Origin of the sequence: Acinetobacter sp. C32I (assembly GCF_023702715.1) — a bacterium.
Lineage (GTDB): Bacteria > Pseudomonadota > Gammaproteobacteria > Pseudomonadales > Moraxellaceae > Acinetobacter.
On sequence record NZ_CP098480.1, the window covers coordinates 3811509 to 3824414 of the forward strand.

Genomic DNA, 12906 nt, shown 5'->3' on the forward strand with positions numbered 1-12906 from the left:
TTTTGAAATTAGATTGTATTAACCAATCAATTTCTTCATTAATTCATTCACTTGAGCTGGGTTAGCTTTACCTTTTGCAGCTTTCATGACTTGACCAACAAGACCATTAAAGGCTTTTTCTTTACCAGACTTGTACTCTTCAACCATTTTTTCATTGGCTGCAAGTACGTCTTTGATAATCGCTTCAATCGCACCTGTATCGGTTTCTTGCTTTAAGCCTTTCTCCGCAATAATGTCATCCGCAGATTTTCCTTCTGCTTCCCACATAAAGCCAAACACTTGCTTCGCTATTTTACCGTTAATGGTATTGTCGACAATACGTGCAATCATGCCACCTAATTGCTCAGCAGAAACAGGAGAGTCCGCCAATTCTAGGCCCGCTTTGTTTAAAGCACCTGAGAATTCACCCATTACCCAGTTTGCAGAGACTTTACCTTGCTTTGCACCGCCAGCAGCAGCCACAACCGCTTCGTAGAAGTCCGCCATTTCACGTGACAGCGTCAATACATGCGCATCGTACTCAGTCACAGCAAAGTCAGCGATAAAACGCGCACGGCGCGCTTTAGGCAGCTCTGGAAGGGCAGCACGTGCCGCTTCGATCTGCTCATCGGCAATGATCACTGGCAACAAGTCTGGATCTGGGAAGTAGCGATAGTCGTTCGCTTCTTCTTTTGAACGCATTGAGCGAGTTTCCATCTTGTTCGGATCGAACAAACGGGTTTCCTGATCAATTGTGCCGCCGTATTCCAAAATTTCCATTTGGCGTTCAATTTCAACATTGATCGCTTGCTCAATGAAACGGAATGAGTTGAGGTTTTTCAACTCGCAACGCGTACCGAACGGTTGACCCGGACGACGCAACGATACGTTACAGTCAGCACGGAATGAACCTTCTGCCATGTTACCGTCAGAAATACCTAACCAACGTACTAGGGTGTGAATCGATTTGATATAGGCAACCGCTTCTTCAACCGAACGCATATCTGGCTCAGACACGATTTCTAGCAATGGTGTGCCCGCACGGTTTAAGTCGATACCCGACATACCTTCGAATTGGTCATGAATCGATTTACCTGCATCTTCTTCAAGATGGGCACGTGTTACGCCAATACGCTTCACAGTGCCATCTTCAAGCTGGATGTCGATATGACCCAAGCCCACAATCGGATTGTCCATCTGGCTAATCTGGTAGCCTTTTGGTGAATCTGGGTAGAAGTAGTTCTTGCGTGCAAATACAGACGCTTGGTCGATATAGGCATCAATCCCCAAACCAAAGCGAATCGCAAGATCAACCACTTCAGCATTCAATACTGGCAATACACCCGGCATCGCCAAATCAACAAGGCTGGCTTGTGTATTTGGGTCTTGACCAAATTCAGTCGATGAACCAGAGAAGATTTTAGACTTGGTCGCCAACTGCGTGTGGATCTCGATCCCGATAACGACTTCCCAACCGTCAATAAGCTTTAACTTTTGAGCTTCAGTCATTATGCATTCTCCTCAGCAATTGCCGCACGTTTGGTATGCCAGTCTGTATTTTGTTGATATTGATGCACAATCGAAAGCAATTGTGATTCTGACCAGTAGTTACCAATCAACTGTAAGCCCACAGGCAAGCTGTCTTTATCGAAACCAACCGGTGCGTTGATGGCTGGTAAACCTGCCAAGTTCACTGCAAGGGTATAGATATCACCCAAATACATTTCAGTCGGGCTGAGATTCGCACCGATCTTGTAGGCTGTGGTTGGTGCAGATGGCGCCGCAATCACATCAACATTTTCAAATGCTTTGAGGAAATCTTGCTGAATCAAACGACGTACTTTTTGCGCTTTCACATAGTAGGCATCATAGTAACCCGCAGAAAGGGCATAAGTCCCGATCAAGATACGACGTTGTACTTCAGCACCAAAACCTTCTGAACGTGAACGTTTGTACAAGTCCATCAAATCCACAGGATTTTCACAACGGTAGCCATAACGGACACCGTCAAAACGTGACAGGTTCGAAGAAGCTTCCGCAGGCGCGATCAAATAGTAAGTTGGCACATAGGCTTCAGTCATGTTGAGATCAATCTCAACCAAGATTGCGCCCATGTCTTCAAGCTTTTTCAATGACTCTTCAACGCGTGCTTTTACATCAGCGTCTAAACCAGCCACATTGAAGTATTGCTTTGGAATACCAATGCGTAGACCTTTCACTGCCGTACCGTTTAGGTTAGCAACGTAATCATCCACTTCTTTGTTGATCGAAGTCGAGTCTTTGGCATCATGACCTGCGATGACATTCATCAAATAAGCGCAGTCTTCCGCAGAACGTGCCATTGGACCACCTTGATCCAGTGATGATGCATACGCAATCATACCGAAGCGAGACACACGACCATAGGTCGGTTTTAAGCCTGTTAAGCCGCAGAATGAAGCAGGTTGACGAATTGAGCCACCTGTATCGGTACCTGTTGCGATTGGCGCAAGATCAGCCGCAACAGCCGCTGCAGAACCACCAGATGAACCACCCGGAACATGATCCAGTGCCCAAGGGTTAGACGTTGCACCGACATAAGAGTTTTCAGAAGTTGAACCCATGGCGAATTCGTCCATGTTCACTTTACCCAAAGTCACGAGACCCGCAGCTTTGGCTTTTGCAACTACAGTTGCATCATAAGGTGAAATGAAGTTATCCAGCATTTTTGAACCGGCAGTGGTTTTAATGCCTTGGGTACAAAAAATATCTTTGTGGGCAAGTGGAATACCTGCCAGTGCGTGTGCATTGCCTGCTTTCAGTGCTGCATCGGCTGCATTTGCTTCAGCAAGTGCCTGTTCTGCGGTGACCGTTACATAACTTTTTACTTTCGGGTCAATTTGGGCAATACGCTTTAAATAATGTTCAGTCAATTCGCGTGATGAAAATTGGGCTGTTTTTAAGCCTTCAGAGAGTTCACGGATTGATAAGCGATGTAAATCTGTCATATGAAAAATTTCTTTACATTCTAAATATAAAATATTGACTAATCGAATAAATCTTATTCAATTACGCGAGGTACGAGGTACAAACCTGCTTCTGTAGCAGGCGCGACCGCTTGATATTCATCACGATGGTTGCTTTCCGTCACAACATCAGCGCGTAACGGTTGCGGGTTGTCAAATGGGCTCTTTAAAGGCTCAACATCATCGGTATTAATGCCTTTCAAGCTTTCCATCATGCCAAGGATTTTATTTAAACTTTGAGTATATTCAGCAGATTGCGTGTCATTGAGAGATAAACGAGCAAGGTGTGCAATTTGCGAGACCGTTTGCGCATTTAAGTCTGTTGTCTGCTGAGCATCTGATGATGTAGACATAACTTTACCTAATTCAGTATTAAAAAATTTCAAAATATCGTGCGTTATAATAAGCGATTGACTTGTTCAAATCATCACATTTAGTTAAAGTTGCCACCTTGTATTCACACAAAGTTTAATTGAGAACGCCCCCGTGATTCTAAAACGACTAATTGGCTTGTTTTCGCCGGATTTAGCCATTGATTTAGGTACTGCAAATACACTTATTTATGCACCAGGCCGTGGCATTATATTAAATGAACCAACTGTTGTGGCAATTCGTCACAGTGGTTCACAAAAAATTGTTGCCGCTGTAGGTCTCGATGCTAAACAAATGTTAGGCCGTACACCAGCGAATATTTCAGCGATTCGTCCGATGAAAGACGGTGTCATTGCTGACTTTGAAGTAACTGAAACCATGTTGAATCAGTTTATTGGCAAAGTGCATGAAAAGCGTTTATTCCCGCCAGCACCACGCGTTGTGGTGTGTGTGCCATGTAAATCAACCTTGGTTGAGCGTCGTGCCATTCGTGAGGCTGTATTTAATGCAGGTGCACGTGACGTTCGCTTAATCGAAGAGCCGATGGCGGCTGCAATTGGCGCAGGTATGCCAGTTGAGCAAGCATGTGGTTCGATGGTGGTAGATGTGGGCGGTGGTACGACTGAGATCGCAATTATTTCATTGCAAGGTTGTGTCTACGCAGATTCATTACGTATCGGTGGTGATGTATTTGATGAACAAATCATCAACTACGTTCGTAAAGCACACGGTTGTGTGATCGGGGAAACCACAGCTGAAGTGATCAAGAAAGAAGTGGGTATGGCTGTTGCTGATGGTAAGACCCTCGAAATCGAAGTTCGTGGCCGTAATTTAGCAGAGGGTGTACCTCGTGCGATTACGGTGACTTCTGATGAAATCACTCAAGCGATTGCTGATCCTTTGCAAAGCATTGTGAGTGCGGTGAAATCTGCGCTTGAACAAACACCACCTGAGTTGTCTTCGGATATTGCAGAACGCGGTATCGTGTTGACAGGTGGCGGTGCATTGCTGCGTAACCTTGATAAATTACTTGCTCAAGAAACAGGTTTACCTGTGATTGTTGCAGATGATCCTTTAACTTGCGTAACTCGCGGTGGCGGTAAAGTCTTAGAATTCTTTGACAATCCAAACCATGACATGCTTTTCGTTGGTTAAATCATAAGGACTAGGCGGTGCAACCGAATCTTTTTTCAAGACAACCGCCATCTTTTCGCTCATTTGTCATTGCGGTCATTACATGTTTGGTGGTGCTTTTCTTTGATTGGCGCATGCCCTATGTAATTCAACCAGCAAGGGATGTCTTGTATGCCGCGTATAATCCTATTTATGCGCTGGCAAGCTATCCTGTACTGTCGCGAGAATGGCTGAACCAACAAACCAAATCTGAAGCTCAATTGCGCCGTGAAAACACAGCCATGCAAGCTGAACTCCTTCAAGCACAAGTCCGCCTCCAAAAACTTTCAGAACTTTCTGCGGAAAATAACCGTTTGAGAGGGCTGTTGGATACGCCATTGATTATTGATGGTCGTATGCAAATTGCCGAAGTGATTGGAACCGATGCAGACCCATTGCGCCATATTATTATCATTAACCGTGGTTCGGTCGATCATTTAAAAGTCGGACAAACAGTTTTGGATGATAAAGGGATTATGGGGCAGATTATTAATGTCTATCCGCATAGTGCACGGATCATGCTGCTGTCTGATAAGGAACACTCATTGTCTGTACGTTTAGAGCGGACAGGAATGCGTGCGATTGTGTCAGGTACCGGTGATTTGGGGCAACTCAAAATGGAATATGTACCGACCAGTGCCAATATTCAGGTCGGAGACAAAGTGTTTAGTTCGGGTTTAGGTGAACATTTCCCTGCGGGTTATTTAGTCGGAACCGTGTCTAAAGTGAGTCGTCATACTTCGGGTGAGTTTGCCGAAATTGATGTTAAGCCAACGGCGCAACTTGCCAGCGGTCATCATGTGGTGGTGTTATTTTCTGAATCCTTAGCGCAGGAGCAACCTTATGCCGATCGCTAAGCTCAATTATGAGAAACGCAAAGATCCACTATGGATGATTATTTTATCCATTGTGATTGCTTCGGTATTGATGGTTTATCCAATGGCCTACGAGGCTTCAGGATGGCGACCTTCGATCATGCTTTTGGTCATGCTGTTCTGGATTCTTTACCAACCCGTCTGGTGCGGGGTTTGGTTTGCTTTTGGGATGGGGCTTTTTGCCGACTTGCTTCTCGATGCACCATTTGGCTTAAATGCGCTCAGCTTCGTACTGATCAGTTTTGGTATCCGTTATTTAATTCGTGAACGTCGTATTTTGACCTTTGGTAATTCATGGGTGATTGCGGTGATTGCGGCTGTTGCACATATTACATTTTTGTGGATTAGTCAGACCATTGCGGGTACACATTTTTCGATTGCACGCCATTGGCAACCGGTTGTGACCAGTGTATTGGCATGGCCTCTGGTTTATTATTGTTTACATAAATGGCGCATATAATTCTCGCATCAAGCTCGCCGCGTCGGCAGGAGCTATTACAGCAATTGGGTTTGGACTTTGAAATTTATCGTCCAGATGTCGATGAAGCAGTGCATGATGGAGAAGTGGTTGAGCATTATGTTGAACGCTTAGCCAGAGATAAAGCACAAGTTGTTTTACGGAAATACCCTGCTGCAATTGTGATTGCAGCAGATACCAGCTTAAGTTTTGCTGGACAGATTATTGGCAAGCCAGAATCAAAGCAACATGCTTTTAGCATCTGGTCGGCACTTTCTGGACAATGGCACGATGTCTATTCTGGCATTTGTGTGGCAACGACGACTCAAATATTGAGTACAGTGGTAAGAACGCAAGTTGAGTTGCAGCAACTCAGTCATGCAGACATGGAACAATATTGGGCCACGGGTGAGCCGATAGGCAAAGCGGGCGCATATGCAATACAGGGTATTGCAGCGCAGTATATTCCGCAGATCCGAGGCAGTTATAGTAATGTCGTCGGTTTGCCTTTGCATGAGACAGTACAGTTATTAGAAAGGGTTAAAGCACTACGCTGACACTTTCGGGTATAAGAATTTTTATAAAAGTTTTGAGTTTGTTATGGCAGAAGAGTTGCTGATTAACGTCACGCCGATGGAATGTCGTGTGGCATTGATTGAAAATGGTACGGTCAATGAACTATTCGTTGAGCGAACTGTAAAACGTGGGTTAGTGGGTAATATCTACAAGGGTAAAGTGGTTCGTGTACTGCCAGGTATGCAAGCGGCCTTTGTCGATATCGGTTTGTCTCGAACCGCTTTTTTGCATATTAACGATATGGTGTGGCCGCGTTCGCAGCCCACGCCAAATGTCTTTGAATTATTACATCCTGGGCAAATGCTGACTGTCCAAGTGATGAAGGATATGTTGGGAACCAAAGGCGCACGCCTGAGTACCGATCTTTCCATCCCATCCCGTTATCTGGTGTTGATGCCGTATGGTAACCATATTGGGGTGTCACAGCGGATTGAATCAGAAGAAGAACGTGATCGTTTACGTGGCATCATTGAGCATATTCAGGCCGAACATAATTTGCCGGGTAGTGTGATTGTACGTACTGCGGCCGAAGGGGTGGACGAAGCCGCGATTGCACAAGACATGTGTTATCTCAGTAAGTTGTGGGAATTTATCCAGCGCAAGCAAAAAGAAGCAGCCACAGCTGAACTGATCTTTGAAGAATTACCTCTGCCACAACGTATCGTACGTGATCTTGCCAGTGATGAAACCGCGAAGATCTATGTTGATTCACGTGAGATTCATGGCAAGCTCAGCGAGTTTGTTGATGAGTTTGTCCCGACCATTCAAAACCGTTTGATTCATTATCCGGGTGAAAAACCACTTTTCGACTTGTATAACGTTGAAGAAGATATCCAAAAAGCCTTGCAGACCCGTGTCGCACTCAAGTCTGGCGGCTATCTGATGATTGATCAGACCGAAGCCATGACCACGATTGATGTCAATACAGGTTCTTATGTCGGTGGGCGCAGTTTAGAAGACACGGTATTTAAAACCAATATGGAAGCAACTCAAGTGATTGCAAGACAACTGCGTCTGCGTAATTTGGGGGGGATTCTGATTATTGATTTTATCGACATGCAAGAAGCTGAGCACCGTGAAGAAGTGATGCGTCAGTTTGAACGCATGTTGGAACGTGATCACGCCAAGACCAAAATTACTCAGGTTTCTGAGCTTGGTTTAGTCGAAATGACCCGTAAACGCACGCGTGAATCTTTGGAACATTTGCTCTGTGAATCCTGTCCAACCTGCCAAGGGCGAGGATATGTGAAAACTGCAGAGACAGTATGTTACGAGATATTTCGAGAGATCCTGCGTTATGCGCGTGCATTTGATTCCAAGGGTGGCTTTACTGTCGTTGCACATCCAGCGGTGATTGATCGCCTATTAACAGCAGAAGCCCCAGCTGTCGCGGATTTAGAACATTTCATTAATCGAGTGATTAAATTCCAAGTGGAAAATCTATATACGCAAGAGCAATACGATATCATTTTGACCTAAAGTTGTAACAAGATTTCGCTTAAGCCTTGTTACAACTGAAATTTTACTTTCTATCATGAATTTTAAATACTAGAACCATAAAATGAGCCATAGGTACTTTTGGGTCCCTTAGCAAATAATATGAGGTATATAACCATGAATGTGAGTGAAAGATTAGTGAACCACGGTTTCAAACATGTTTTAGACAGTAACCCTGTAAATACATGTTATATGGTAGACAGCCAAGGTAAAGAAGTTCAGATTACTACGGCGATGATTCGTTCAGCCTGCCATCAACTGTTACAACGTTGCCGCACAATCAAAAAATAAGGGGCCACTGAAAGCCCCTTAATTTTTTCTCAATCCTTAATTCGCCACTTGCTGTGGTAAATCTTGAATCGCTTGCTCAAAGCGTTGAATTTCATCTTCCAAATGGGTCAGTAAGTTTTGCATTTTTGGTAATGCATTACGACACGCAATTAAGCCCACTTCCAATTTATCCAAGTAACTGGTCATGGTGATATTCAGTGCCTGTCCATCCATCACAATTGATGCAGGGTAGAGCGCATCTAACTTCGCACCATTCCAATATAACGGTTCACGTGGGCCTGGGACATTGGAAATCACAAGGTTAAAGGCTTGACGCTTAGGTAGCATACCTGATGCAATATTTAAACCTGCTGGGCCATATACAACCGCACTATAGTTCAAGATTTCATTGGCCGTCATACGGCTAAAACGCTGTTTTGAGTTCTGTACGCTACGACGAATAATTTCCAAACGTTCAATAGGGTCTTCGATATGGGTCGCCAGATTGGCCAAAATCATGGTAATACGGTTACTGACATCTGAATCATCGGTACGCAGTGATGCAGGTACCATGGCAATCAGAGGTTTTTTGGGCAGACTGTTATGGCTAAGCAGATATTCGCGCAAAGCTCCAGAACAGACGGCTAAGATCACATCGTTGAGTGTTACACCCAATGATTTAGCAATCCGACGGAAACGACCAAGCTCAAACGATTGTGCTGCAAAACGGCGTGAAGAACTTACACGTTGGTTTAAAATCGAGGGTGGTGCTTGGAACGTCGAGACATAGTCTGGATTTTTGCCCATTTCTCTAAAAATAGTTTGAGACAGTTCCTGCATAACCTTAGGTGCAACTTCAAGCTGAGATTTAATCCCTTCCATCACACCTTTGATTTTGCTGACTGTCGGTGGTTTTGGCGCTTTAAGGCGCTTGGTTCGTTTACCTTCTACACACCAAAGTGGTACCACATGCTTCTCATTTGGATCTTGTGACAATGATTTTTCAATCAGACGCATACCTGCGACGCCGTCTACCATGGCATGGTGAATCTTGAAATACATGGCAAAACGGTTGCCTTCAATGCCTTCAATAATGTCGCAGGTCCAAAGGGGTTTGGCACGATCAATCAAAGAACTATGTTGCTGTGAAATATAAACCAGTAATTCACGGATACGACCAGGATTTGGCAGCGCAATATGACGGAAGTGGTGATCCAGATCAAATTCGCTGTCTTCACCCCAGAATAAACCATTCAATTGATTGTTAAATGGTGGAACAGGAATACTTTTTGATTGGCGAATTTCATTGACTAGATCGTGCACAAAGGTCGGTGATGCATTCTCTGGAAGCTCGAATAAAAACAAGCCGCCTACATGCATAGGCTGTTGTCTTTTCTCTAGCGAGAGAAAGATAAAATCAATGGGGTGTAGTGGGCGCATAGCAGATCTAGCCTCTCATTGCATTTTTTCTAAGATACTCTCGAAGAGCTCTTATTAGAATTATTGGAACCGTTCTGCGCAGTATATACTGTTTGTTCTGGTTAAAATATGACTTTAGACAGGCGAGTCAGGAAAAATAAAACCACTGACGAATCAGTGGTTTTAATATACCAAATCTGTAATTGATTATTTTTTAAGATTACCTGCGTGCAAGCCACATTCTTTATGTGTAGCTTCTTCCCACCACCAACGACCTTCACGTTCATGTTGATTTGGCAGCACTGCACGTGTACATGGTTCGCAACCGATTGAAATAAAACCGCGTTCGTGCAATGGGTTATATGGAATTTCCATCATGCGGATATAGCTCCAAACATCGGCACTGCTCCAATTCGCAAGAGGGTTGTATTTGATTAGCTGCTTGCCTTCGCCAGAAAAACCAGCATCAGCTTGAACCACAGGTACATCGCTGCGGGTTGGACTTTGATCCTTGCGTTGGCCAGTAATCCATCCATCTAATGTTGCCAGTTTCTTGCGTAGAGGTTGTACTTTACGGATTCCACAGCATTCCTGATGTCCATCTTCAAAAAAGCTAAACAAGCCTTTTTCAGTCACGAATTGCTGAACAGCAGCAGACTCAGGGAAGCAAATTTCAATATCGATCTTATAGTGCTTACGGACAGTTTCAATGAATTGGTAAGTCTCTGCATGTAAACGTCCCGTATCTAAACTAAAAACACGGAAGGGCTTACCTAGACGAGAGGCAATATCAATTAAAACAACATCTTCTGCGCCTGAAAATGAAATCGCGATTTCACCTTCTTGGCTTAACGCAAGTGCTAAAATTTCTCGTGGCGATTTATCTGCATATTCAGCAGCGAGCGCATCTACAAGGTCAATAGTCGGAATAACAGTCATGGATGTTCCTGGCGATAGGCTTGGGCACAATTGTAAATCAATCGAAGCAAAGCAGTGTGCTTGTCATTGATTTTAATCTTGCAGAATAAAATGATTTTATTCAACAACAGCGCAAAAATTGAATAATCTTAGTGCTATGATACAGCAATTTTTAACCAACATTGGAAGCATTCATGGAAATCGTATGCCTAGATCTTGAAGGGGTGTTAGTTCCAGAAATCTGGATTAACTTTGCAAAAAAAACAGGGATTAAAGAACTCGAAGCAACTACACGTGACATTCCAGATTACGATGTACTGATGACACAACGTTTGAATATCTTAAAACAGCATGGCTTGGGATTGAATGATATTCAAGCTGTGATTGCAGATATGGGACCATTTGAAGGCGCGAAAGAGTTTGTTGAATGGGTACGTACTCATTTCCAATTGATTATTTTGTCTGATACTTTTTATGAGTTTGCACATCCACTCATGAAACAACTGGGATGGCCAACGATTTTCTGTCATAAGCTTGAAACTGATGAAAATGGCATGATCACCGCATATAAATTACGCCAACCTGATCAAAAGCGTCAGGCAGTAAAAGCATTGCATGGTTTGAACTTCCGTGTCATTGCGGCAGGTGATTCGTATAACGATACCACGATGCTGGGTGAGGCTGATCATGGTTTCTTGTTTGATGCACCAGCCAATGTGATTGCAGAATTTCCACAGTTCCCACCATTGCATGGTTATGACGCATTAAAACAAGCGATTCGTTCGGTATCGCAACGTGATATTCCTGAATAATGAATTCTCCTCAGCTTTCTTTTAAGTATGTTGGGGAAAATTGAAAAATAAAAGGCGCTAAATAGCGCCTTTTATTTTGGGTCGATAGTTAGAATTTATACCCAATCTTTAAACCATAAGCGATGGCATCATTATTTTCAAATTCAGCCACATAGCCTGGTGTATTGAATTGTGAACCTGACTGTGCTTTGGCATCGCCGAGCCAGAAATATTTTACTCCACCCGCAATAAAGGTTGCAGGCGTCGGGCTATATTGAACACCGATACCGACATTCCAATAGCCTTCTGTTGGACCTAATGTCGTCACAGGATTACCTGCACCAGAGTCCCAACCCACAGATAAATTACCTGCCCATTGATCATTCAGTTTACGGCCAACACCTGCAGTCACTGAATATTGATCTTCGGTATAGGCAACCAGATCAAAACCGTCTTTTTTACCTGTTGAAGCAACGATTGGAGGGAGAGTCGAAGCTGCACCAAATTTATATGGACGAATGGCAAAGTCTTTCCAATTCACCCAACGTAAATTCGCAAAGGCAACTGTGTTTTCCATAATCCCTGTTTGGAAATCAAGATTAACTGATTGAGGGGTGGTGATTTCAGTGGTGCCTTCTGAATGATTAATTTTATTTAAAATTGCATCAAAACCCGCATTGCCTGTCATGCCTGCAATGCCATGCGTTTCATAGGCATTCATTTCGTGCTTGATCTTGGCACGATAAGTTAATGAAGCCTTGAGTGCAATTTCAGGAATTTGATAGGCAACACCAGCTAACCAACCTACAGCTTCATCTTTACCCGTTTTAAAATCATAACCACTATAGGCACTATAGCTTTGGCCGCGTAATAGTACAGTACTGTCTAAGGTTTGATAAACCGCACCCGCATAGAGGTTCCAGTTTTGTGTTGGTTGATAACCAAACAGTAAGTTTAAGTTTTCAGTATCAACCGTAACCGATGTACCACCTTTAAAAGGTAGAGGACGGCTTTCGATAAAGTTGCTTTTACCTGTGTATTCTGCATCCGCACCATAAGGTTGGTCATAGATCAAACCAATCGAGAATTTGTCTGTTGCTTGAATTTTTAAGGCAGCATTAGGCGAGTAGTAGTGATTCGCCATATTCCCAGTATTGTTTTGTGATGTGTCCTTACCTGATACATTGGGATCAAGGACTGTAATACCTGCTTCAAAATAGTTATTTGGCTGTAAAAAAGCTGCAATGGATTGGCCTGAGCGATCCAGTGCTGCGGCAAATGTTGTCGTTGTAGGAACTAAGCTAAGTAGAAGAGCCGTTTGAATAGCATTCAGCTTCATTAATATGTTCTCTCAAATCACTTTGTAACAGAATGGCGCGGAAAGTAACATAATTTTTATGCGCTTAAATATTTTACAAATGTCAATAAATGAACTGGTGAGGTCACGAAAAATGGTTGAGCATTCAAGTTTTATCTTGGTGTTTCTATGATTTGAAATGAATGTTGAATTTTGATCTATAGTTTTGATTTTATTTATTAAAGCACAATAAAAAAGGCCATCTTAAGATGACCTT

13 protein-coding genes are annotated in these 12906 nt (G+C 43.4%); 7 read left to right on the top strand and 6 right to left on the bottom strand.

The window, feature by feature from the left end; genetic code table 11:
* Positions 1–18 precede the first annotated feature (18 nt).
* Genes gatB through gatC form a run of 3 tightly spaced genes read right to left on the bottom strand, consistent with a single transcriptional unit; the run spans position 19 to position 3337 of the window.
* Complete coding sequence (gatB, locus tag NDN13_RS18225; RefSeq protein WP_251116458.1) at positions 19–1488, bottom strand: Asp-tRNA(Asn)/Glu-tRNA(Gln) amidotransferase subunit GatB; 1470 nt, start codon at positions 1486–1488, stop codon at positions 19–21.
* Positions 1488–2966: an Asp-tRNA(Asn)/Glu-tRNA(Gln) amidotransferase subunit GatA gene (gene gatA / locus NDN13_RS18230; protein ID WP_005269490.1), complete on the bottom strand. Its 1479-nt coding sequence runs from the start codon at positions 2964–2966 to the stop codon at positions 1488–1490. Before gatA ends, gatB begins: the two co-directional genes overlap by 1 nt.
* 53 nt (positions 2967–3019) lie before the next feature.
* Entirely contained in the window at positions 3020–3337 is a 318-nt protein-coding gene (gene gatC / locus NDN13_RS18235) for an Asp-tRNA(Asn)/Glu-tRNA(Gln) amidotransferase subunit GatC (RefSeq protein ID WP_251116459.1), read from the bottom strand.
* A 133-nt stretch (positions 3338–3470) separates the two neighbouring features.
* Between gatC and NDN13_RS18240 the strand changes: the two genes are divergently transcribed.
* The 6 genes from NDN13_RS18240 (at position 3471) to NDN13_RS18265 (ending at position 8225) form a co-directional block, all read left to right on the top strand.
* Positions 3471–4511, top strand: coding sequence for a rod shape-determining protein (locus NDN13_RS18240; RefSeq protein ID WP_004775309.1), 1041 nt, complete (start codon positions 3471–3473; stop codon positions 4509–4511).
* A gap of 17 nt (positions 4512–4528) precedes the next feature.
* Positions 4529–5386 (top strand): rod shape-determining protein MreC, encoded by an 858-nt coding sequence (gene mreC / locus NDN13_RS18245; RefSeq protein WP_251116460.1) that lies wholly within the window; start codon positions 4529–4531, stop codon positions 5384–5386.
* Positions 5373–5864: a rod shape-determining protein MreD gene (gene mreD, locus NDN13_RS18250; protein ID WP_251116461.1), complete on the top strand. Its 492-nt coding sequence runs from the start codon at positions 5373–5375 to the stop codon at positions 5862–5864. The genes mreC and mreD overlap by 14 nt, the downstream gene beginning before the upstream one ends.
* Complete coding sequence (locus tag NDN13_RS18255; RefSeq protein WP_251116462.1) at positions 5852–6418, top strand: Maf-like protein; 567 nt, start codon at positions 5852–5854, stop codon at positions 6416–6418. The genes mreD and NDN13_RS18255 overlap by 13 nt, the downstream gene beginning before the upstream one ends.
* A gap of 43 nt (positions 6419–6461) precedes the next feature.
* The gene (rng, locus tag NDN13_RS18260) at positions 6462–7916 is read left to right on the top strand and encodes a ribonuclease G (protein ID WP_251116463.1); all 1455 of its coding nucleotides are present in this window, start codon (positions 6462–6464) and stop codon (positions 7914–7916) included.
* A 135-nt stretch (positions 7917–8051) separates the two neighbouring features.
* The gene (locus tag NDN13_RS18265) at positions 8052–8225 is read left to right on the top strand and encodes a PA1571 family protein (RefSeq protein WP_004775299.1); all 174 of its coding nucleotides are present in this window, start codon (positions 8052–8054) and stop codon (positions 8223–8225) included.
* 36 nt (positions 8226–8261) lie between these two features.
* Here the strand turns inward: NDN13_RS18265 and NDN13_RS18270 are convergent, their stop codons facing one another.
* Together NDN13_RS18270 and NDN13_RS18275 are read right to left on the bottom strand one after the other, a co-directional pair.
* Positions 8262–9644 (bottom strand): WS/DGAT/MGAT family O-acyltransferase, encoded by a 1383-nt coding sequence (locus NDN13_RS18270; RefSeq protein WP_251116464.1) that lies wholly within the window; start codon positions 9642–9644, stop codon positions 8262–8264.
* Positions 9645–9830: 186 nt separating this feature from the next.
* Positions 9831–10562 carry a phosphoadenylyl-sulfate reductase gene (locus NDN13_RS18275; protein ID WP_251116465.1) on the bottom strand — a complete coding sequence of 244 codons (732 nt, stop codon included), beginning with the start codon at positions 10560–10562 and terminating at the stop codon, positions 9831–9833.
* Positions 10563–10735: 173 nt separating this feature from the next.
* On the opposite strand from NDN13_RS18275, the gene thrH reads away from it, so the two are divergent.
* Positions 10736–11353 carry a bifunctional phosphoserine phosphatase/homoserine phosphotransferase ThrH gene (gene thrH, locus NDN13_RS18280; protein WP_016541418.1) on the top strand — a complete coding sequence of 206 codons (618 nt, stop codon included), beginning with the start codon at positions 10736–10738 and terminating at the stop codon, positions 11351–11353.
* Between the two features lie 88 nt (positions 11354–11441).
* On the opposite strand, the gene NDN13_RS18285 is transcribed toward thrH, so the two are convergent.
* The gene (locus tag NDN13_RS18285) at positions 11442–12671 is read right to left on the bottom strand and encodes an OmpP1/FadL family transporter (RefSeq protein ID WP_251116466.1); all 1230 of its coding nucleotides are present in this window, start codon (positions 12669–12671) and stop codon (positions 11442–11444) included.
* Positions 12672–12906 lie beyond the last annotated feature (235 nt).

Coding starts and splice junctions, on each gene's coding strand:
- gatB (WP_251116458.1), bottom strand. CDS start 1,488: ATGACTGAAGCTCAAAAGTTAAAGCTTATTGACGGTTGGGAAGTCGTT.
- gatA (WP_005269490.1), bottom strand. CDS start 2,966: ATGACAGATTTACATCGCTTATCAATCCGTGAACTCTCTGAAGGCTTA.
- gatC (WP_251116459.1), bottom strand. CDS start 3,337: ATGTCTACATCATCAGATGCTCAGCAGACAACAGACTTAAATGCGCAA.
- mreD (WP_251116461.1), top strand. CDS start 5,373: ATGCCGATCGCTAAGCTCAATTATGAGAAACGCAAAGATCCACTATGG.
- NDN13_RS18255 (WP_251116462.1), top strand. CDS start 5,852: ATGGCGCATATAATTCTCGCATCAAGCTCGCCGCGTCGGCAGGAGCTA.
- rng (WP_251116463.1), top strand. CDS start 6,462: ATGGCAGAAGAGTTGCTGATTAACGTCACGCCGATGGAATGTCGTGTG.
- NDN13_RS18265 (WP_004775299.1), top strand. CDS start 8,052: ATGAATGTGAGTGAAAGATTAGTGAACCACGGTTTCAAACATGTTTTA.
- NDN13_RS18270 (WP_251116464.1), bottom strand. CDS start 9,644: ATGCGCCCACTACACCCCATTGATTTTATCTTTCTCTCGCTAGAGAAA.
- NDN13_RS18275 (WP_251116465.1), bottom strand. CDS start 10,562: ATGACTGTTATTCCGACTATTGACCTTGTAGATGCGCTCGCTGCTGAA.
- thrH (WP_016541418.1), top strand. CDS start 10,736: ATGGAAATCGTATGCCTAGATCTTGAAGGGGTGTTAGTTCCAGAAATC.
- NDN13_RS18285 (WP_251116466.1), bottom strand. CDS start 12,671: ATGAAGCTGAATGCTATTCAAACGGCTCTTCTACTTAGCTTAGTTCCT.